The following is a 22,236-nucleotide window of genomic DNA, read 5'->3' on the forward strand; positions in this document are numbered from 1 at the left end:
TTTATTTATGTGAATTAAAAATTAATTGGCTTATGGAAAAAATATAATATAGCCGAGTAGTCTAATCATTGCATATGAATATTAAAAGACTGACTGCTTATAACCAAAGATAAGAAATTTATATACATGCAGACATTAAAAACGGCTTAAAATAAGCCGTTTTTAATAAATAGAAAGTTAATTTTTTTTGGCCTTAGCTGCGAGCCAGTTACCCAAGGTCTGAATAATTTGAACAATTAATACCAGAACGACAACTGTAACAATCATAATTACATAATCAAATCGCTGATATCCGTAATTAACAGCTAAATCACCGATGCCTCCGCCACCAACTGTACCAGACATAGCTGTAGCATCAATTAATCCGATAAGAGCTGTGGTTAAGGCCAGCAAAATAGAGGGCATGGCTTCAGGTAAAATAAAATAGCGAATAATCTGAAAATTAGTCGCTCCCATTGACTGAGCTGCTTCGATAATACCTGCCGGTACGCTTAATAAGGAATTTTCAATTAACCGGGCAATATAAGGCGAAACAAAAATAATCAACGGAATGATCATCGCCTTGGTACCAATAGATGTATGGATAGCAAGACTGGCTATCGGTAACACACAAATCAGCAAAATGATAAAAGGTAATGAGCGAATAATATTAATAATTATATTTAGTAAATTATATAGTATTGGCTTTGGCCATACTCCTTCCTGACGGGTAAGCAATAACAGTACACCTAAGGCTGTTCCCAGTATCGATCCCAGAACAAATGAGATACTGACCATATTGAAAGTTTGCAATATTGCCGTACCAAACTGGTCAGCAGTTAATGAGGTATCAAACCACTGATTCATACACCACCTCTTTCCACTCGAACGCCTCTGTCCTGCAAAAATGCCAACGCTTTTTCTACATCTGTCTCAATACCATTCATCTGGATAAACATACTTCCCAGCACTACTCCACCTATTTCACGCATATTGGCAAAAAGTATGTTAATTTCCACTAGTTGTTTTAAAATAAGCTCATTAACCACTGGTTCTCTGGCTGAATTACCTAAAAATTCCAACCTGAATATATTTTCCTGTTCAACCAGACTATCCAACACTGCTTCGGGTATTTTTGCATTGATTACTGTGCTGACAAATTTTTTCGTTGTCTCTTGCTGAGGGGCGGAAAAAATATCAAGTACAGTTCCTTTCTCAATTACCTGCCCCTTTTCCATCACCGCTACTTTATTACAAATGGAGCTAATCACTTCCATTTCATGAGTGACCAGTAAAATAGTGATATTGCGTTCGCTGTTAATTTGTTTTAATAGTTTCAGAATAGATAAAGTAGTCTGAGGGTCTAATGCGGAAGTAGCCTCATCACATAATAATATTGTTGGTTCTGTAATCAGAGCACGGGCAATCCCGACACGCTGTTTTTGACCACCGGATAACTGGCTGGGATAACTTTGCTTTTTACCTGCCAGATCAACATACGACAACATAGCATCGACTCTGCGGTCTATTTCATCACGTTTTAATCCCTGTAAAACTAATGGAATTGCAATATTCTGAGCAACCGTTTTAGATTCCAGTAAATTAAAATGCTGAAAAATCATGCCGATTTTTTTCTTATGCTCACGCTGAGCCTTGGTATCCAGTTTGTTTAAATCTACACCGTCAACAGTAACCGTACCAGATGTAGGTTTTTCCAGCTGGTTAACCAGACGAATTAAACTGCTTTTACCTGCGCCACTCCACCCAATCAGCCCATAGATATCACCTGTATCAACTGTAAGGTTAATATCATTCAAGGCATGAACCTGTTGTTTATTTTTGATATAAGTTTTTTTTATATTTTCAAATATGATCATAACGATCCTTAAATACTCGCTGCGATCTGATTTCCAATGATCCAGATGTAATGCAATACAGATAGTGTACTTGATAAATCGTAAACGTGCTGACTGATTTTCTAATGACTACGGCTAAAAAATGCAAGTATACTGTAAATCTTGGTGATTAAGTTCATTATTATGTATTACTCTTTTTTAGGGTATAAAATAAAGCTATTGTTCAAAATTATGCCAGTTAACGCCATAACAATGATGTTGCTGCCAGCATTGCGCAAATGCTTCACTTTGTAACCATTGCCATTCGTATTCGCGCGCATTTTTAATTTCATCATTCCAGTGCTCTGAAGATACTGCCGGATGGCACATTATTAACAATGAATGTTCAGCAGGCATGCTAAGCCAGTTATTCCATTTATGCTGTAAAATTTTTAAATCGGCATTAAAGTTATAGATACCTGCAAATAAATGATTGTGCGTAATATTAGCCGCATCTAAAGCGCTGTCGAGAGCATGACCGCCAAGAGTATGAATTAATTTTGCCTTGATATCTTTCTGAGAAGTTTTTGTACTACGTACTGCTATTGTATTTCCATAACGCTGCAATATTATATTTAGTAGTACAGAACGTATCTGAGGGAGCTGATGTACATGCTGATGGCCATCGATAAAAACAGGTATATCACCAATTTTATCTTCAAAAGCATCCAGCTGGCGATTAATAATATCCTGCAAAATTTTTTCCGGCCATGCATGCAAGTAAGATTTAATTAGTACCTGTTCCAGGGTTCCCAACCCGGCAAATCCGGTGAAATCCAGATGCAAACCAATATCAGTATGGTGCTTTTTCAATTCTGCAACTTCATCTGAAGCAATGGTGCCCAGACTCATAAAGCTACTTGCCTGTATGCGTCCCGTCTCAGATAGACGAAGTACAGCTTCATTTACAGCTGCAGATAAACCCAGATCATCTACATTAATCATTACTGGTTTCATTGTGTGCCTTTTCATTAAATGCCCAGAATTTACCCAGTATAAAAGATAAAACTGTCACTATCAGCGTAACAATAAACCATAACCACCAATAGGCTTGATTTCCAAAGTAGTGTATACCTGCCATAAATAAAATCTGGTTTATCATAAAACCGGCTATAGAGCTGAATAACCATCGCCAGAGAGCCTGAAACCATGTATGTCGCGTCAGACTGAATGTAAGGTAATAATGACCGGTAAAACTGATAACAAAAGCACAAAGAAAAGCCAGAGGATTGGCCCAAACCGGTAAAAAGTGAGCATATTGAACTAACACCACCAAACATAAAAAATGCATAGCAGCAGCTGCTCCTCCTACCAGAGTAAACCATATGCCCTGTGCAGATACAGATTTCATTATTTTTCGCGACTGTCCCACACTTTGTCTACCAGATAAAGCGGTCGCTGTTTTACTTCTTCATAAATACGACCGATATATTCGCCAATTACACCAAGACAAACGAGCTGAATCCCGGCCGAAAACATAATTCCGGCTGCCAGTGTCGGCCAGCCAGCAAGGTCTTTGCCAAAAAACAGCGTATCAGCAACGATATATAATCCATAGACAATCGACAGAAATGAAATAATCATTCCCATTCTGGAAATCCAGCGTAATGGACGCTGAGAAAACGAAGTAATACCTATTAAAGCCAGCTCAAACAGGCTGAAATAATTAAATTTACTCTTGCCTGCCTGCCGTTCAGAGGCTTGAAAAGGTATATAGATGGTAGAAAATCCTACCCATGCGTACAACCCTTTCATAAAACGCTGCCGCTCAGGTAACTTGAGTAAAGCTTCAACAACACAACGTTTCATCAGTCTGAAATCACCGGCATTAGGTGTCAGCTCATACCGGTGAGTATCCTGCATAAAATGGTAAAAGCCATTTTTCAATATCCGGGTTAATAAGCCTTCATGTTCACGTGAAGCTTGTACGGCAGCCACCACATCCACATTATTGGTCTGAATTAATTCAAGCATTTGTTCCAGCACTGAAACCGGATGCTGTCCGTCAGCATCCATCATGGTAACCAGTTCACCCTGAGATTGCGCTAATCCGGCTGTAAGTGCAGCTTCCTTACCAAAATTACGCGAAAATTGTATCAGCCTCAATGCTGTATTACTTGGTAATTGCTGTCGAAATGTTTCAAATAGTGTGGTCAGATGATCTTTACTACCATCATCTACTAAAATAATTTCACAGTTCTGTTGTTGCTGACTGGTAAAAACAAACAGTTCAGGCAAAAAGCGATTTATAGCTGCTGCATCATTATATACCGGCAAAATAATACTTAAACCAGTGCTAACTTTATCCATATCATTTACCTCTCAGCCTAACAGCAAACTGAGATAATCCAAATGTATTATTAATCATTTTTAATTTTATATAAATATAAAAAATCATAGTTGTTTTAAACATTTTTTCGGTATGTATGCCTGCCACATTACCTTAAGAGGCTCTCGATCGGGTAATTTATTCCATCGAACTATCCACTCACCTTGTTTTACAACCAGCTCAGAATGATGGGCTAAAGGTTCTAACCATGGTGTCTGAGGATGTTCATCCGCAGGCCATAATGCCAGCGTACCTTGCTGCTGTAAACGACTATTGCTCATCCATGGAGAATAAGCGGAATTACCGGACACCATGACTGATGGAGCAAATTTTGAATAGGAAGCTACCAGCAATACTACCCAGTCTGAACCAGTCACACTATCAAGCTTACAAGAAGACAACTCCTGCCATTGATCATCAGCCTGTTTGGCCAGTGCAGCCTGAGGCCAGTCCATCCGAGAAGGTTTATGACGGATTCTGGCTCCGAATCCTACATAAACAGCCATCAATATGGTAACAATAAGCGCCCAGACTGCTATACCTTTCAGCAAAGATTTATCTTTAGATATAAATACCGGTTCGGGAATCAGAGACACGATTATGAGTCCGGATAAGCCCCACATCGGCATACCCCACATATCACGTAATCCTAGTCCAAAAATCAGTCCGGCAAATACAAGTATCAGCGTAGGAACTAATCCCATCCATAAAAGAAAATACCAGTCACGCTGACGCAATACCTGAACAGACGGGCGTAAACTCAATCGTGTACGGGTAAACAGCAAAATAAATAAAATAGGTAAATGATTAAGTAGCTGAGTGCCGAAATAGCCCAGAGCCGCCAGATGCCCGTTACGGTTTGCATCTTCAGCTGAGCGTGCTGAAGCATAAGTCAGTGGTAACCAGTTATGCTCTATCAGCCAGTATATATTCGGAGCAAACACAATCATAGCAAGCAGTATTGCCAGCCACGGCTTTGGTGTCAGCCATAACCGTCGATTCGTTGTACACAATGAATATAACACCATAGTTAATAGCAGTAAGGCAACGGTATATTTTACTAGCATGCCAATACCAGCCAGCAAACCAAACAATAACCAGTACTTCCAGCGATTTTCTCGAATAGCCAGATAAAAGATATAGACTAAACCCAGCCATACGGGCATTTGCGCTATATTGTGATTGAATTCAAGAGAAGGCCACGTGTAATAAAATATTGCCAGCAAAAATAATGCACCGATAAAAGCCCGGCTTTTGCTCATCAATTGCCGGCCGAACAAATAAGCCAGCCATAAACTCAATGCTATCGTACATTGACTTAAAATATACGGACCAATATGACCAAAAGTATAGTAAAAAGAATAGAGTACCCAGCTTGAAAATGGCGGATGCTTATAATATCCCCATTGCCATTCACGTCCCCAGTAAATACCCTCAGGAACATCTAAGGGATAACTTGAGGAAAGCATAAAAGGTAATACCGTCCACAAGATAAAATAAAGTACTAACCAAAAGGGTAGTCTGAGCGACAACGGTTTGCTTGGCATAAAAAGATTTCAATTTTCAAATTAAGTTATTATAAAGGGTGCAGTTACTGTTAGACACTACGGTATAGCAATATTATCAAGAAACTTATCTGTTGATTTTAAAAAATCATTTACTCAAAGCATTCAGGCGCAATGAAAAATTGCGCCTGAATAATGCAAAATCAGCTCAACTAAAGCTAGCTTAAGCTACTCGGAATGTAGCTTTGATTTTATCCGGCCAGATTAATTCTAGTTCATCACCGGATCGAATCGCTGCAACTCCGGCAGGTGTACCAGTGTAAATAATATCACCTGCCTGCAAGCCATAAACTCTGGACAAATAACTGATAATTTGCCGGCACGTAAACATCATATCTTTTGTATAACCCTGCTGGCGTATCTCTCCATTTACCTTTAAGAAAAATTCCTGTCGCTGGATATCATCAATTTCAGATGGCAGAATAAAGTGCGATAAACAGGCTGCTGTAGGAAACCCTTTGGCTTTTTCCCATGGCAAACCTTTACTCTTTAACTCTGCCTGTACATCTCGCGCAGTTAAATCCAGACCAATAGCATAGCCACCGACATAATCTAACGCCTCATTTTCCTGAACATCGAAAGCATCTTCTGCCATATAGATAACCAACTCACATTCATGATGTACATCAGAGCTATAGGATGGTAATTGAATATCATCAGACTCCAGAGCCAGAGAAGAAGTTGGCTTCATAAATACCACGGGTTCTTCAGGTTTTACATTATGTAATTCTTTAATATGCTCTGTGTAATTTCTTCCAATACAAAAAATATTACCTAAAGCAACTTTTTGTTCTTTGATATAAACGGTTTTCATCTTGTGTCACCAAAAATTAAATCCAGATTTAAAATTAATTACTGTCTGGAAATAGCAATTTATCCGGCCAAAATTAGTTTATCAAAACTGAAAATTCAGCCTGTATAGTCTGTGAGAACCAGAGATAATATATTTAGTAAAATTAAAAAGCAGTAATTTCACTTAATTTTATTAATTGCATTGGTTCTTTCAAGTATGGTTCTACTGTTTTAATCAGGTTTTGAAAATGTACAGTATTACCATGCTCATTAATTGCTGCATCATCAGCCCAGCATTCAATAAATATAATTCGATCAGCCTTATCTAAATCTTTATTAACGGTGTAAAACACATTTCCTTTTTCTTTACGTGACAATTCCACACATTGCTCAACGGCAGCATCAATATTTATCCAGGCATTTGCTTTCAGATCCATGATTGCAATTAGTTTAATTGGCTGTGACATATTTTATCTCCTTAATTTTTCTTAGACGGTACGAAAGCACCTACAAAAGTAAAGCCTATTCTTTTAATTAGCTAAAGGCAAATATAAAATTAATCACGTCGTGTAGCATCTACACCTTCCTGTACCGAATTTACCCCGATAATAGTCAGCCTCGGAAAATCTGCCGTTCGTTTGGGACAATTAGCTGCAGGTACTATGGCATGAGTAAATCCAAGTTTTTCTGCCTCTCGCAAACGTTCCTGTCCACGAGGAACTGGACGAATTTCACCTGATAACCCGACTTCTCCGAATACAATCAGCTTTTCCGGTAATGGTCGATTACGATAGCTTGAAAGCATGGCCAGAATCACTGCCAGATCTGCTGCCGGTTCGGTAATTTTCACACCACCTACAGCATTAAGAAACACGTCCTGATCATAACAAGCGATACCTGCATGACGGTTCAGCACAGCCAGCAACATGGCCAGACGCTCCTGAGCCAGCCCTACAGTTAATCGTTTTGGAGCAAAACCATGAGCATCATCAACAAGCGCCTGAATTTCTACCAGTAAGGGGCGTGAACCTTCCTGAGTAACGAGAACGCATGAGCCGGGAACATCATCGCGATAACTGGATAAAAACAATGCTGAAGGATTGGAAACTCCCTTCAGCCCTTTTTCTGTCATTGCAAAAACACCTAACTCATTAGCGGCGCCAAAACGGTTTTTAATAGCACGAATCATACGATAATTTGAATGAGTTTCCCCTTCAAAATACAATACTGTATCCACCATATGCTCCAACACCCGGGGACCAGCAATCGCGCCATCTTTGGTTACATGACCAACCAGCAACATGCTAATACCCTGTTGTTTTGCCAGACGAGTTAATTGTGCTGCACATTCCCTAACCTGTGATACAGAACCGGGTGCTGAAGTAATACCATCAGAATACATGGTCTGAATAGAATCGATTACTACCACTCTGGGTTTTTGGCGTGCAATAACTGCACTGATTGCCTCTACACGTATTTCTGCCAGTAAATGAACTTTGTCTGCATGTACACCAAGACGCTGGGCACGTAAAGCAACCTGCTGAGCTGACTCTTCTCCGGAAACATACAATACGGATTCCTGTTCGGCCATCAAGGCTATTGTTTGTAGCAATAATGTAGATTTACCAATACCCGGATCTCCGCCTAGCAGAATAACAGCTCCGTCTACTAAACCACCTCCAAGTACTCTGTCCAGCTCCCCCATTCCTGTTGGCGTTCTCTGTACTTCAACCGCACTGACTTCTGCCAGTAACTGTACTGATGATTCACTTGAAGCCCATGATTGAAAACGGCTGCCAGAAGAAGATGCAGATAAAACTGTTGTTTCTTCCAGAGTATTCCATTCGCCACAATGAGGACAACGTCCCTGCCATTTAGGTGAACTTCCACCACAACTACGGCATTGAAACTGAGTTTTTTGCTTTACCATGAAACCTTTCCGGCAATACCTGCATTAAATTCAAACATAGCTTCCTTTGATTATTGGGAAATAATGATTCAATAAAATTGACCAATTTTATTTAGTTCTCTATTTTATCTAAGCTTCACCTAGCCAGAACAAAAAATAGCCATTAATTTTACTCTTTAACAGCGTATAATTTAGTTAAATTTCTGATGCTAAAACTATTAAATCAAAATAGTAACATCCGTATATATAGACAATTGAAGCACTATAATGGTTTTAATCATAATTATTAGCAGATTAAAAAATATGGCAATTTACTGATTCAAATTCAAAAGAGTCTACACTTATAACTGAACGATAAAATCAAATGTTTTTGGCAAATAGTAATTGCTTCCCAAAACAAATTATAATAATTACTTTGTCTGGCAATTATTATATACTCTGTCAATTCGTGCAGGTTAAATCCAGTTTTACCTTGATATTCTCTTGCATGGTCAATTATTACATTACACTATTTAATCTTTAACATACATCGAAAAAAATGGAATGAATTTTAGTCTTCGGCTAATTCTTGGCGGAATATTTTAATGTTTTAAATCAATCTATTTTTATTTCAATTTTTATACACAGGGTTTTTCAAAACTATGTCTTTGCCAATGATTGTCACATTCGCTGTGTACATTTTAGGAATGATTGCAATTGGTTTTTTTGCCTATCGGTCAACACAGAATTTTGGTGATTACATTCTGGGCGGGCGTCGTATTGGCAGCGTAGTAACTGCACTTTCGGCCGGAGCTTCTGACATGAGCGGCTGGCTGCTGATGGGATTACCGGGTGCAGTATTTTTATTTGGTATTTCACAAAGCTGGATAGCAATTGGCTTAGTACTTGGTGCTTACCTGAACTGGTTATTGATTGCCGGACGTCTGCGTGTTTTTACAGAAATCAACCATAATGCGTTAACTTTACCCGATTATTTTACGCACCGGTTTGAAGATAACAGCTCCTTACTGCGTATTATTTCAGCAGTAATTATTCTGATTTTTTTTACAATTTATTGTGCATCAGGGATTGTTGCCGGGGCTAAATTATTTGAAAGTACTTTTGGCATGAGCTATGGCTGGGCAATGCTGGCAGGAGCTGGTGCAACTATACTTTATACGCTTATAGGCGGTTTTCTAGCGGTTAGCTGGACAGATACCATTCAGGCAAGTCTGATGATGTTCGCTCTGATTTTAACCCCCATAATGGTAATCATTAATGCCGGTGGTTTTTCTGATGCACTCATTCATATTGAAAACCTGAATCCGGACTATACCAACCTTTTTGCCCATATGGATTTTATTGCCATAATCTCATTGCTAGGCTGGGGGTTGGGCTATTTCGGGCAGCCGCATATTTTAGCCAGATTTATGGCTGCTGATTCGCATGAAGTAATGAAAAATGCACGCCGTATCAGCATGACATGGATGATTTTATGTCTGGCCGGAGCCATTACCGTCGGCTTTTTCGGAATAGCATATTTTGCCAACCATCCAGAATTAAGCTATCTGGTCAGCAATGGAAAACATGAACGGATTTTTATCGAGTTATCTAAATTACTTTTCAATCAATGGATCGCCGGTGTTATTCTCGCTGCAATTTTGGCTGCTGTGATGAGTACCTTAAGTTGCCAGTTGTTGGTCTGCTCAAGCGCTTTGACAGAAGATTTCTATCGTGCATTTTTCCGTCCAAAAGCAAAACAGAAAGAATTGGTCTGGATTGGACGAATAATGGTGTTTATAGTATCTGTGATTGCCATTTTACTGGCAATTAATCCGAATAACAGCGTTCTGGATTTGGTGAGCCATGCGTGGGCTGGTTTTGGGGCTGCATTTGGTCCGATTATTATTTTTTCCGTATTCTGGTCACGTATGACACGAAACGGCGCATTAGCCGGTATGATTACCGGTGCTGTCACAGTATTGCTGTGGATCAATTTTAATTGGTTTAATCTGTATTCACTCATCCCTGGATTCATACTTGCATCAATTGCAATCATTATTTTTAGTTTATGTGATAAAAAACCAAGTGAGATAGTACAGATTCATTTTAAAGATGCTTATAAGCACTACCATACTAAAACAAATTGAACTTTAATTAACCTGGCGGATTAAACTGTTTTTAAGTTAATCAGTAATCCGAATATGCTCTCAAACCAATTTATTTTATTACATAGCTATATTATGATTATGTCCTTTAATTCACATAATCGTAATAATGAGCATCAAGCATTGGCCGCAAAACGATCGCCCTCGGGAAAAACTTCTTAATCTGGGCGCCTCAGCGCTAAGTGATGCCGAGCTACTCGCAATCCTGCTGCGTACAGGTACTCGGGGTATAAGTGCGGTAGATCTGGCAAGAGAGCTTATTTCTCAACTGGGCAGTCTGCGCGCACTGCTTGAAGCAGATTGTCAGCAAATTTGTCAGTATCACGGTATGGGCATTGCCAGTTATACCCAGTTTGCAGTAATTAAAGAAATAAGCAGACGCATGCTGGCAGAGAAAATTTATTGCCGCCCTATTTTTACTCAGCCGGCTGTAGTGGCTGATTTCCTGCGTTTACATATAGGCCATGAAAAAGTGGAAGTTTGTGTAGCTTTACTTCTGAACCAGCGTAACGAGCTTATGCAAACCATTGAACTGGCTCGCGGTACCATCAATGAAGCACGGGTTTACACTCGCGAAGTTGCTACAGCAGCTTTAAAACACCACGCAGTCTCAATTATTCTGGCACATAATCATCCAGGACAATCTACTATGCCGTCTAATGGCGATATTCAATTTACCAGAGAAATAAAAGCCGCTTTAAATCTGCTGGATATTCGTTTATTGGATCATTTTATTGTTACTGCTGAAAAAATAACATCAATGGCTGAATTAAATCTAATGTAGTAAAAATTATTAATTAAACGTTCTATCTTAATAGCATAATAGTGCAAAGCTGGATAAATTTATCATTGCCGATTACAATAACTGGTTTAATAGCGTTATTTACCTTAATCATACGGAGTACCCCATGATTGATTTTGCTTATGCTGCCAACACTGCCGGTTCACAGAGTGGCCTTATGCAATTCGTCCCACTTTTATTAATTCTTGTTGTCTTTTATTTTCTGATTATCCGCCCGCAGCAAAGCAAACATAAAAAACACCAGCAAATGCTAACCGAACTGAAAAAAGGCGATAAAGTTGTTACTCTGGCTGGAATAGTTGGCAAAATCACTAAAGTAAATGAACAATATTTCACTTTAGAAATTGCTCCTAAAGTAGAAGTTGAATTTGAACGCAATGCCATCAGTGGTAAGGCACCAGAATAAAATCAGTAATCCTGCCGCAACTTTTCAGTTGCGGCCTTTGTTTGTTTTCTTTCTTTTATTAACTGAAGAACAACAGTCTGCAACAAGGCAGCAAATATGAATCGTTATCCTATATGGAAATATCTGCTTATTATCGTCTCAATAGTATTGGGTCTGTTATACACCATTCCCAATTTTTTTGGCGAAATACCGGCAGTACAAATCTCTACCAACCGGCAGGCCATTACTATCGATGAACAAACTGAAAATACAGTTAAACAGGCTCTGGCAGCTGCACACATACAGCATCAGGGTATGTTCATTACTGATGGCAGCCTGAAAGTGCGTTTCAGTGATACTGAAACTCAGCTTAAAGCACGTGATGCTATTGCATCTAAATTCGGCGAAGGCTATATCGTAGCTCTGAATCTGTTGGCCAATACTCCGGAATGGATGGAAAAAATTCATGCCAAACCAATGTTTCTTGGTCTTGATTTGCGTGGTGGTGTACATTTTACCATGCAGGTGGATATGGATTCAGCCGTTGATAAAACACTTGACAGCTATGCCGGAGATATCCGTCGTCAGCTGCGCAAACTACAAATCCGCAGCGGCAATATTGTTAAAAACGGACAGACACTGGTTGTTCCTTTCCAATCTGCAAACGATGCTTCCACTGCAATATCCGGATTAAAAAAATATCTTAATGATGCAACACTAACTCAGAATGGTGACCGTCTGGTAGTTAGCCTGAGTAACACTGCGCTGACCAGAATTCGTACAGATGCAGTGACCCAGAACATTAATACCCTGCACAACCGTGTTAATGAGCTGGGTGTTGCTGAACCGGTTATACAGCAGGCCGGACCGAACAGGATTGTCGTACAACTGCCGGGCGTTCAGGATACTGCTAAAGCTAAAGATATCATTGGCCGTACTGCAACTTTACAGGTACGAATGGTAAGTGATGATCCCAATCTGTATCAGCAGGCGCTGCAAGGACACAATCCAGATGGATTTGAACTACTGCCATCTGCCGGTAACGGAGCACCTACACTGGTCAGCAAACAGGTTGAACTGACTGGGGACAATATTAATGATGCTCAGGCCAGCTTTAACGACCGGGGATTGCCGGGTGTAAGCGTAAATTTTGACAGTACAGGTGCCAGCATTTTTGCTGACCTCACCCGCAATAATGTTGGTAAACGTATGGCGATGGTACTTATCGATCAGGGTAAGGCAGAAGTGATTACCGCACCGGTAATCAATGAACCTATTCCCGGCGGTAAAACCATTATTTCAGGAAGTATGAGTATTGCTGAAGCCAATGATACCGCATTGCTATTGCGTGCCGGCTCACTGGCTGCACCAATGAAAATTATCGAAGAACGAACCATTGGCCCGTCTCTGGGTAAAGAAAATATTAGCAAAGGCTTTCATTCCACCTTATGGGGATTTGTAGTAGTAGCCATATTCATGATGCTTTATTACCGGATGTTCGGACTGTTTTCAGTAATTGCCCTGTCATGCAATCTGTTGTTCCTGATCGCTATTTTGTCTGCCATGCAGGCTACTCTGACACTGCCGGGTATAGCGGCAATTGCTCTTACACTAGGTATGGCGATTGACTCGAATGTATTGATTAATGAACGTATCCGCGAAGAATTACGTCATGGTAATACACCACAAATATCAATTAATGCAGGTTACGATCACGCCTGGCATACTATTGTAGACTCTAATATCACTTCACTGATTGCCGGTCTGGCGTTACTGATTTTCGGTTCAGGCCCTATTCGCGGATTTGCTGTCGTACATTGTCTGGGTATTATTACATCTATGTATTCGTCAGTAGTGGTTTCTCGTGCCTTTGTTAATTTGTGGTATGGTCGCAAACGCAAACTGAAAACACTTTCTATCGGCCACATCTGGATTGCAGATAAAGCTGCCACTGGTAAAAGTAAGGCTTAATAAATTATGGAATTCTTCAAAATAAAACGTGATATCCCGTTTATGAGCTATGGTAAGCTGACAACGGCGATTTCATTAATTACTTTTATTCTGGCTGTATTTTTTCTTGTTACTCGCGGGCTGAACTTTTCTGTAGAATTTACCGGCGGTACTGTAATGGAAGTGGAATTCAAACAGAGTGCGGATTTAAATAAAATCCGTACAGAACTGGATGGATTAAAACTTGGAGAAATACAAGTACAGGCATTGGGCACAAATAAACAAATCATGATTCGTCTGCCCAATAAAGCCAATATGACTTCAGCACAATTGTCCAATCAAGTTATGGACCTGCTTAAACAACATCAGGAAGGTGTAAGTTTACGTCAGGTTGAATTCATCGGGCCGCAAGTGGGCGAAGAACTGGTTACTCACGGCTTACTGGCTTTAGGCATGGTTGTGATTGGCATCATTATTTACTTATCCATGCGTTTCGAATGGCGCTTTGCTGTTTCTGCTATTATTGCCAATATGCATGACGTAGTAATTATTCTGGGTTGCTTTGCCCTCTTTCACTGGGAATTTTCTCTTACCGTACTTGCAGGCGTACTTGCCGTGCTTGGCTACTCAGTTAATGAGTCAGTAGTTGTCTTTGACCGAATCCGTGAAAATTTCCGTAAACCACATATGCGTGGTAAAAGCGTTCCGGCAATCATAGATAATGCCATTACCGCAACCATGAGCCGTACCATTATTACTCACGGATCTACTGAAGCAATGGTCATTTCTATGCTGGTATTTGGCGGAGCTGCTTTGCATGGTTTCGCAATGGCATTAACAATTGGTATTGTGTTTGGTATTTACTCATCAGTATTAGTAGCGAGTCCGTTATTACTGATGTTTGGACTGAACCGGCAAAATCTGGTTAAGCCGCCAAAACGGAAAGAGGAAGCTGTAGTTTAAGATTAAATTACTATTGTTTTCCTCTAATTAATTAATTAAAAAACTCCAGAATAATATTTTATTTCTGGAGTTTTTTATGATTTTAAAATTTACCTACAAAATTAGGTTTATCTATACGGCAATCAAAAATGGAATTTGAAAAGCTAACAAACTGATGTTCCTAAGCCGAACAATATCTGATTGCTAACGTAATGCCCGTTCGTCTTTCCAACCTTTATCCGTTAAAACCAATACAGCCGCACGACGTTGAGGTTCCTGCATAGACTTCCACCAGTTTTCATCGGTAGTTTTCAATAATTTTTCAGCCCATTTCTCAGGTACCAGTTTTGCATCATAAACTACCTTGGAAATAGTCATTCCATTTGCAGGGGTAGGTTCAGTAAAGAGCACAATTTTATCTACTTTTTGTGTTCCTAGGCACAGCATACTTCCCTGAGCTGTATTTTGCACATTGTCCTCACCTTTACTTGTACGGTAATACACTGCCTGCGGTATATCTTTTCCGCCATTAACAACCAGAGTTGCATCCTTACCTTTTTCATACAAGTCTGCATCAGTTAAAATATCCATTTGCTTTAAAGCAGTTTTATTAACTTTATCGCCATCACTATTTTTTCTGGCAATACGTATTTCTTTATTACCAAGTGCAACCGTATTATTCATACCTCCCTGAGCATTATCCAGCATCAGATTAACCGCCAGACAAACCTTCTCATTTTTAGCAAAGTTATCTATCGCCTCAGTAAAATTGTGATTACTCGCCTCTTGCTTACCACCGCAGGCAGCCAGTAACAGGCTAACGGCTAATACACTGATTTTTTTCATCCCGGTATTCCTTATAAAATAAAATCTATACTGATTAAAGCATACTGCCAATATGCCGGATTAGCAACGCAAGCAGTTTACCTTCACTGGTCAGAAACAATTTAAAACGCTCAATCGACATAAAACCAACACTTTAAGCAAATATAAGCAAAACGGTATAATAACAGCTTATTTCCGCAAACAGGCTTTCATCAATGAGTATACAAATTTATGGTATCAGTCAGTGTAATACTGTCAAAAAAGCCCGCAAATGGCTGGCTGATCAACATATTAACGCTGAATTTATCGATTTTAAGAAAACACCGCCCACAATCACTGATATCCAGTTCTGGCTTACACAAGTACCTAAAGAAACATTAATTAACCGTAAAGGTACAACATGGCGGAAATTAAGTAACAATGAACAGACAATTGCTTTAAGTAATGATGATGAAGCCATTCGCCTAATGATAAACCACCCCTCAGTGATTAAAAGACCTGTTCTGGTAAAAAATCAATTAATATTGGTTGGTTTTGATCCGCAACGCTATACTGAATTTTTTGCCTGATACTTCCAGATACAAACCATGAACAACACAACAATATTTATTTCTGATTTACATCTTTCTGAACAGACCCTGCCTTTAAATCAACTATTTGAACGCTGCCTGCAACAATGGCAAGGAAATATCGATGCGTTATACATATTAGGTGATTTTTTTGATGTCTGGATAGGTGACGATGATGACAGTGATTTCATTCGTCATATTAAATCTCAGTTAAAATCTTTTTCTTCTGCGACACCAGTTTTTTTCATTCATGGTAACCGGGATTTCCTGATTGGTGAAAAATTTGCTGCAGAAACCGGAATACAACTACTTACATCACCTCAGCAAATAAAGCTTTACGAGCATGAATATATTATTATGCATGGGGATGAATTATGCACTGACGATATTGCATATCAACAATTCCGTGCCCAGTCCCGCAATCCTCTGTGGCAAATGGCAGTATTAAGTAAACCTATTGAAGAGCGTCGTTTACTAGCCGGACAAATCCGTCAGATGAGTGAAACACGTAAAAATAATGAAGGTAAAAGTGAGATTTCTGATGTAACAGAACAAGCCATTAATGAACTGATGAGTAGCCATATTCAACCTATTCTGCCTACACTGATTCATGGTCATACTCATCGTCCGGCTGTACATGAATCACAGTTGAACAACCATCTTTTCAAGCGTTATGTCATACAGGACTGGGCTGATAATTACGGCGGCTATCTGGCAGTAGACACAGATGGTGTACATGTACATGAGCTTAAGCTATAAATAGAAAAAATACATCTAGACTATTAATAGGAATGCTCCTAGAAGTTAATTATCTCATTATTAACTAGGCAGTCAGATTTCGTATCTGAATACAACGCCAGTAAAATAAAAACCGAAAAGATTAAAAATTCTTTTCGGTTTTTATTAATTATTTTTCATTTCCAAATACACTGATTTATCCGGGTAATAGCATATCATTATTAAATCACCCACTATATATAGAGATTTTAAAATAAAAAACCGTGTCTACTAAGCGTAAACACGGTTGATATTAGTTTTAAAAATAATTATTTACTTGCCGCGCATTAAATCAAAAAAGTCGGCATTATTTTTAGACTGTTTAAGCTTATCAATGATAAATTCCATTGCTTCAATATCATCCATTGGATGCAAGAATTTCCGCAGCAGCCACATTTTTTGTAAATGCTCATTAGAAACCAGCAATTCTTCACGGCGAGTACCAGAACGATTGATATTAATTGCCGGAAACAGACGTTTTTCAGCCATACGCCGATCCAGATGCAATTCCATATTGCCCGTTCCCTTGAACTCCTCATAAATTACATCATCCATACGGCTACCGGTTTCTACCAGAGCAGTTGCGATAATGGTCAGTGAACCGCCTTCTTCCACATTACGGGCTGCGCCGAAGAATCGCTTTGGACGATGCAGTGCATTTGCATCAATACCGCCAGTTAAAATTTTACCGGATGCAGGAATAACCGTGTTGTAAGCACGCGCCAGACGTGTAATTGAATCAAGCAGAATGATTACATCTTTTTTGTGTTCTACCAGACGCTTGGCTTTTTCAATCACCATTTCAGCCACTTGTACATGGCGGGTAGCCGGCTCATCAAAAGTAGAAGATACTACCTCACCCCGTACTGAACGGGTCATTTCCGTAACTTCTTCAGGACGCTCATCAATCAGCAGAACAATCAGTTCAGCTTCAGGATAATTAGCTGTAATCGCATGTGCGATATTCTGCAGCATCACTGTTTTACCAGATTTCGGCGGAGCTACCAGCAAAGCGCGCTGACCAAATCCGATAGGTGCAATCAGATCAATTGCACGTCCGGTAAGATTTTCTCCGGAACGAATATCCCGCTCTAGCACAAACTGGCGATCAGGGAATAATGGTGTCAGATTTTCAAACAGGATTTTATGTTTGCATACATCCGGATCGTCTCCGTTAATTTTATCCAGACGAACCAGCGCAAAATAGCGTTCATTGTCTTTAGGTACACGTACACTGCCTTCAATCGTGTCACCAGTATGCAGATTGAAACGCCGTATCTGACTCGGACTGACGTAAATATCATCAGGGCCTGCCAGATAAGATGTATCCATGCTACGCAAAAAGCCAAAGCCATCAGGCAGAATTTCCAGCGTACCGGAACAGGTAAACGCTTCTCCCTGCTTCATTTTAATGCGCACAATAGCAAACACCAGATCCTGTTTGCGCAAACGATTGGCATTTTCAATACCAAACTCTTCAGCTATGCCCAGTAATTCAGACACATGTAGATTTTGTAATTCAGAAACGTGCATAAAGATATAAATGAACTTATTTATTAGAATCGAAGATAAAATGAGTCAGAAAACTCATAATAATTCCAGTTACCAGTCTTTAAGTTGCAAAATACTTGCCAAAGACAGGTAAGGTTTTTATTGAAAGTTGATTTGGTTTAATTCTGCCACAAAAGACATTAATAAAAGATTTTTCAGAAGTGACATCTTCTTATAAAGAACAATTCTAATCTTCAAACCACATAATGTCAAGTTATTATCAACTTTCAATAACACTTGTATGAAGCATACCCTTAAAATTTAATTCTGACATCAGAAAATCCATATAGCATAAAAAGTTATAATTGTGTTTTTTAGTCTGTATCAGGAATTAACCGAACCGAACAACAATTCAGGTTAATATAAATTTCTTATTGTTATATTAATCACTAATTTTTAACTATAAACTGTTATTCAGGCCGGATTATAACCGCATTATTAAAATTAGTATAATAATGTAAATAGAAAAAGAATATATCAGAAAGACAACAGTTACAGATAGATTATATATTCAAAGAACTGAATTTCCAGATATCAGACAATAGCAAACAACCAGTAAAACAGCAGATAAGAAAATGCTTTTCTGCTGATGACTGCTATAATTGTCTCTCCTTTAAATACTAAAAGAGAAATTATGAAACACTTGTCTTTAACTACTCTGGGAATCACTACTGCACTGGTTTTATCGGCCTGTAACTTTGCTGATAATGGGTATAAAAATAACAGCAGTGAGCCGGTAGCAGCTTCAACTGCACCTTCGGCTACCCGAAACCCGCAGCGTGCAGGAGAGGAGTTTCTGGCCAAAAATAAAAATGTTTCCGGTGTAAAAACCACTACATCAGGTTTGCAGTACAAAGTTAATCATGAGGGATCCGGTAAAAAACCTAAAGCCACTGATATGGTGACGGTTCAATATGAAGGTCGTTTAATCGACGGGACTATTTTTGATAGCACAGCTCAGCGTAATAATGAGCCGGTTACATTTCCGCTTAATGGCGTGATTCCCGGATGGACTGAAGGATTGCAGCTTATGTCAGAAGGTAGTGACTACACATTCTATATACCAGCCCGACTTGCTTACGGCGAACATAGCCCGACAAGTGCCATTCCTGCTAACAGTGTTCTGATATTTGATGTGAAGCTGATTAAAGTTGGAAAGTAAATCTGATTGTAGGCATAATTAATGAAAAAGCACTCAGTAGACTGAGTGCTTTTAAAATCTGGCTCCCCGACCAGGGCTCGAACCTGGGACCTGCGGATTAACAGTCCGTCGCTCTACCGACTGAGCTATCAGGGAATGAGGCGAGATTATAGCGACTGTAATTTTACTGTCAAGCTTTTTAAACAACTTTATGGTTACAAGCTAATTAAATTATTAATTACACAATAATAATATTTTAGTAAGCAGTTTTATTTTAAATTATTCAGCCTGTTCATTCTGACCTAGAATCATAGTTCCGACACCTTTATCAGTGAAAATTTCCAGCAAGAGAGCATGTGGAACACGTCCGTCAATAATATGAGTATTGTGAACGCCATGCATAGCAGCCTGCAAAGTCGCATTAATTTTAGGCAGCATACCATTTTGTAAAGTACCATCAGCAATTAATGCATTGATATCAGATGGCGTAAGGCGACTTAATAATTGATTGTTTTTATCCAGTACACCAATCGTATTGGTAAGCATAATCAGTTTTTCAGCCTTCAGACTTTCTGCCAGCTTACCGGCTACCACATCAGCATTGATATTAAATGCTTCACCATGTTCACCTACCCCAACAGGTGCCACTACAGGGATATAACCATGTTCCACCATTTCCTGAATCAGAGCTGTATCAATTTCTTCAACTTCACCTACCTGTCCGATATCCTGCTTTTCATTATCAGAAGTGGTAAGAAACAATTTTTTCGCCTTGATAAAATGATTGTCGCGGCCGGTAATTCCGACTGCATGCCCTCCATGCAGGTTAAGTAAAGATGTAATTTCCTTATTAACACAACCACCAAGCACCATTTCAACAATATCCATGGTCTCGCTGTCAGTCACCCGCATACCCTGAATAAATTGATTTTCTTTCCCTACTTTCTGTAACAGCTCATTAATTTGCGGCCCGCCCCCGTGTACAATAATCGGATGAATTCCCACCAGTTTGAGCAATACGACATCTTTAGCAAAACTTTCTTTCAATTGCGGATCAGTCATTGCATTACCGCCATACTTAATTACCATTGTCACACCGGAAAATCGCCGGATATATGGTAGCGCCTCGGCTAAAATATTAGCTTTTGTTTTAGCCTCAATAGCATTAATGTTCGTGAAGATGTCTGTGCTCATTATTTATCCCTGCCTAATTAAACTGATTATTTTTCTACGGTTAAGTTTATCTTTAGTTATGATAAAATAAAACCATAATTTGTTATTTAATGTTTGTTTAAGATTTTAAGCAATAATAAGTACAAATTGAAAAATAAATGAAAAATATACTTGATTGAAAAAGCAGTCTAAAAATTATCGAAATAATAAAACAGTATTTGTAGTTATAAGTTCTGCGTTATCAGTAACCCGATATTTAGATTCATTTAAAACACACTTGAAAATTTAATCAAGTTTGACCATACATGCGCCGGTACTGAAAAAAGTTGCCAGAATTGCCTGTGCTGCAACCTGATCCAGTATTTGTTTACGCTTTTTCCCAAAAACTAAAGCTTCATTTAGCAAACTTTCGGCGACTACAGATGTCCAGCGCTCATCTACCCAGTATACCGGTAAATTAAAACGACCATGTAAACGGTTACCAAAACGGCGACAAAGAGCAGTAGCTTCATCGTCCTCACCATCTGCATGAGTGGGAAGACCTACTACAAGCACCTGTGGCCGCCATTCATTTATTAAAGTTTTAATACGGCTAAAATACTGTTCATTACTGATAACAGTAATAGTTTCCAACGGATGTACACTCGCCAGCTCAGCTTCACCGACGGCTACTCCTATCCGTGCGCTTCCGAAATCAAATCCGAGCACAGTGCCACGCTTTAGGGGAGAAGGGATTGATTCAGGCATGGCCCACCAATACGCTCAGATTGGCAATATCAATATTTAATAACTGCAAGGCAGCTTTATAACGTTGCTTATATGGCATATCAAATAAAATCTGGTTATCTGCAGGCACGGTTATCCAGCTATTATTTGCCAGCTCCTGCTCCAGTTGTCCGGCAGACCAGCTGGAATAACCAATAGTAGCTACAGCTTTATCAACTTCATTTTCCTGTGTAAGCCCCAGAATAATATCGCGAGAAGTAGTCATGGCTATATCGTCAGTTACCAGCAAACTGCTTTCCCATGAACCTGTCGGAGTATGTACCAGAAATCCGCGGTCTACTTGAACCGGACCGCCCATCAGAACATTTTGTCCGTGAAAACGTTCCGGTGTAGGGGTTTTAGCAGAATCAAACAGTAAATCCATCATAATCGGTGATGGTTTATTTACAATGATACCCATAGCACCGTCTGCACTATGTTCACACAGATAAATCACGCTTTCTTTAAAAAACGGGTCTTCCATTGACGGCATAGCAATCAGAAAATGATTGGCCAGAGAGAATCCGGACGGAGCGTTTTGTTGTGCAGCCATATTGTGCTTATCCATGAAAATGATGTCAGACTATATAAATTAATTTGTCGTTAAATTGGGTCTGTTTTACAGTTTCTCAAGCGTATGCTTTTCGCTATAATTCTATCTTACTCCGAACCGGATTGTTTTATCCGGTTTTTAAAATTTTATCAAAACAGCTAATACTGGCAGACTGAGTCAAAGACAG

The 22,236-nt window shown here is 39.3% G+C and carries 22 protein-coding genes and 1 tRNA gene; 8 read left to right on the forward strand and 15 right to left on the reverse strand.

Annotation, left to right across the window (positions count from 1 at the left end):
• Positions 1 to 177: 177 nt before the first annotated feature.
• From H3U82_RS03955 to radA, 9 genes are all read right to left on the reverse strand, one after another.
• Entirely contained in the window at positions 178 to 846 is a 669-nt protein-coding gene (locus H3U82_RS03955; RefSeq protein ID WP_198209323.1) for a methionine ABC transporter permease, read from the reverse strand.
• A complete protein-coding gene (locus tag H3U82_RS03960) occupies positions 843 to 1,856 on the reverse strand; it encodes a methionine ABC transporter ATP-binding protein (RefSeq protein WP_025330667.1) in 1,014 nt (337 codons plus the stop codon). The genes H3U82_RS03955 and H3U82_RS03960 overlap by 4 nt, the downstream gene beginning before the upstream one ends.
• 195 nt (positions 1,857 to 2,051) lie before the next feature.
• A complete protein-coding gene (locus tag H3U82_RS03965; RefSeq protein WP_198209324.1) occupies positions 2,052 to 2,831 on the reverse strand; it encodes a ChbG/HpnK family deacetylase in 780 nt (259 codons plus the stop codon).
• Positions 2,812 to 3,225, reverse strand: coding sequence for a GtrA family protein (locus H3U82_RS03970; protein ID WP_100125572.1), 414 nt, complete (start codon positions 3,223 to 3,225; stop codon positions 2,812 to 2,814). The genes H3U82_RS03965 and H3U82_RS03970 overlap by 20 nt, the downstream gene beginning before the upstream one ends.
• On the reverse strand, positions 3,225 to 4,184 hold the full coding sequence (locus tag H3U82_RS03975) for a glycosyltransferase family 2 protein (protein WP_198209325.1): 960 nt from the start codon (positions 4,182 to 4,184) through the stop codon (positions 3,225 to 3,227). The genes H3U82_RS03970 and H3U82_RS03975 overlap by 1 nt, the downstream gene beginning before the upstream one ends.
• An 84-nt stretch (positions 4,185 to 4,268) precedes the next feature.
• Positions 4,269 to 5,672 (reverse strand): glycosyltransferase family 39 protein, encoded by a 1,404-nt coding sequence (locus tag H3U82_RS03980; RefSeq protein WP_198209326.1) that lies wholly within the window; start codon positions 5,670 to 5,672, stop codon positions 4,269 to 4,271.
• A 259-nt stretch (positions 5,673 to 5,931) separates the two neighbouring features.
• Positions 5,932 to 6,582 carry a fumarylacetoacetate hydrolase family protein gene (locus H3U82_RS03985; RefSeq protein ID WP_084551890.1) on the reverse strand — a complete coding sequence of 217 codons (651 nt, stop codon included), beginning with the start codon at positions 6,580 to 6,582 and terminating at the stop codon, positions 5,932 to 5,934.
• 142 nt (positions 6,583 to 6,724) lie between these two features.
• The gene (locus H3U82_RS03990; protein WP_084551889.1) at positions 6,725 to 7,027 is read right to left on the reverse strand and encodes a putative quinol monooxygenase; all 303 of its coding nucleotides are present in this window, start codon (positions 7,025 to 7,027) and stop codon (positions 6,725 to 6,727) included.
• 89 nt (positions 7,028 to 7,116) lie between these two features.
• Entirely contained in the window at positions 7,117 to 8,490 is a 1,374-nt protein-coding gene (gene radA / locus H3U82_RS03995) for a DNA repair protein RadA (RefSeq protein ID WP_198206539.1), read from the reverse strand.
• 620 nt (positions 8,491 to 9,110) lie between these two features.
• Here radA and putP point away from each other — a divergent pair.
• The 5 genes from putP (at position 9,111) to secF (ending at position 14,716) form a co-directional block, all read left to right on the forward strand.
• Positions 9,111 to 10,598: a sodium/proline symporter PutP gene (gene putP, locus H3U82_RS04000; protein WP_198209327.1), complete on the forward strand. Its 1,488-nt coding sequence runs from the start codon at positions 9,111 to 9,113 to the stop codon at positions 10,596 to 10,598.
• 127 nt (positions 10,599 to 10,725) lie between these two features.
• Entirely contained in the window at positions 10,726 to 11,400 is a 675-nt protein-coding gene (radC, locus tag H3U82_RS04005) for a DNA repair protein RadC (protein WP_100125576.1), read from the forward strand.
• Between the two features lie 124 nt (positions 11,401 to 11,524).
• Positions 11,525 to 11,824 carry a preprotein translocase subunit YajC gene (yajC, locus tag H3U82_RS04010; RefSeq protein ID WP_025330657.1) on the forward strand — a complete coding sequence of 100 codons (300 nt, stop codon included), beginning with the start codon at positions 11,525 to 11,527 and terminating at the stop codon, positions 11,822 to 11,824.
• Between the two features lie 96 nt (positions 11,825 to 11,920).
• On the forward strand, positions 11,921 to 13,774 hold the full coding sequence (gene secD / locus H3U82_RS04015) for a protein translocase subunit SecD (RefSeq protein WP_084551886.1): 1,854 nt from the start codon (positions 11,921 to 11,923) through the stop codon (positions 13,772 to 13,774).
• 6 nt (positions 13,775 to 13,780) lie between these two features.
• Entirely contained in the window at positions 13,781 to 14,716 is a 936-nt protein-coding gene (gene secF / locus H3U82_RS04020) for a protein translocase subunit SecF (RefSeq protein ID WP_025330655.1), read from the forward strand.
• A 183-nt stretch (positions 14,717 to 14,899) separates the two neighbouring features.
• Here the strand turns inward: secF and H3U82_RS04025 are convergent, their stop codons facing one another.
• Entirely contained in the window at positions 14,900 to 15,541 is a 642-nt protein-coding gene (locus H3U82_RS04025; protein WP_096765630.1) for a hypothetical protein, read from the reverse strand.
• Positions 15,542 to 15,735: 194 nt separating this feature from the next.
• Between H3U82_RS04025 and H3U82_RS04030 the strand changes: the two genes are divergently transcribed.
• Positions 15,736 to 16,089: a Spx/MgsR family RNA polymerase-binding regulatory protein gene (locus H3U82_RS04030; RefSeq protein ID WP_084554247.1), complete on the forward strand. Its 354-nt coding sequence runs from the start codon at positions 15,736 to 15,738 to the stop codon at positions 16,087 to 16,089.
• 18 nt (positions 16,090 to 16,107) lie between these two features.
• Positions 16,108 to 16,848 (forward strand): UDP-2,3-diacylglucosamine diphosphatase, encoded by a 741-nt coding sequence (locus tag H3U82_RS04035; protein ID WP_198209329.1) that lies wholly within the window; start codon positions 16,108 to 16,110, stop codon positions 16,846 to 16,848.
• A gap of 291 nt (positions 16,849 to 17,139) precedes the next feature.
• On the opposite strand, the gene rho is transcribed toward H3U82_RS04035, so the two are convergent.
• A complete protein-coding gene (rho, locus tag H3U82_RS04040; protein ID WP_025330651.1) occupies positions 17,140 to 18,399 on the reverse strand; it encodes a transcription termination factor Rho in 1,260 nt (419 codons plus the stop codon).
• A 652-nt stretch (positions 18,400 to 19,051) separates the two neighbouring features.
• On the opposite strand from rho, the gene H3U82_RS04045 reads away from it, so the two are divergent.
• Entirely contained in the window at positions 19,052 to 19,579 is a 528-nt protein-coding gene (locus tag H3U82_RS04045) for an FKBP-type peptidyl-prolyl cis-trans isomerase (RefSeq protein WP_232336100.1), read from the forward strand.
• Positions 19,580 to 19,638: 59 nt separating this feature from the next.
• On the opposite strand, the gene H3U82_RS04050 is transcribed toward H3U82_RS04045, so the two are convergent.
• The 4 genes from H3U82_RS04050 to H3U82_RS04065 form a co-directional block, all read right to left on the reverse strand.
• Positions 19,639 to 19,714, reverse strand: a tRNA-Asn gene (locus tag H3U82_RS04050).
• Positions 19,715 to 19,837: 123 nt separating this feature from the next.
• Complete coding sequence (gene argB, locus H3U82_RS04055; protein ID WP_084551882.1) at positions 19,838 to 20,752, reverse strand: acetylglutamate kinase; 915 nt, start codon at positions 20,750 to 20,752, stop codon at positions 19,838 to 19,840.
• 264 nt (positions 20,753 to 21,016) lie between these two features.
• The gene (gene ruvX, locus H3U82_RS04060; RefSeq protein WP_078475554.1) at positions 21,017 to 21,478 is read right to left on the reverse strand and encodes a Holliday junction resolvase RuvX; all 462 of its coding nucleotides are present in this window, start codon (positions 21,476 to 21,478) and stop codon (positions 21,017 to 21,019) included.
• A complete protein-coding gene (locus tag H3U82_RS04065) occupies positions 21,471 to 22,049 on the reverse strand; it encodes a YqgE/AlgH family protein (protein WP_025330647.1) in 579 nt (192 codons plus the stop codon). The genes ruvX and H3U82_RS04065 overlap by 8 nt, the downstream gene beginning before the upstream one ends.
• Positions 22,050 to 22,236 lie beyond the last annotated feature (187 nt).

The organism is Snodgrassella sp. W8132, from assembly GCF_016100865.1.
In the GTDB taxonomy this organism is placed as follows: domain Bacteria; phylum Pseudomonadota; class Gammaproteobacteria; order Burkholderiales; family Neisseriaceae; genus Snodgrassella; species Snodgrassella alvi.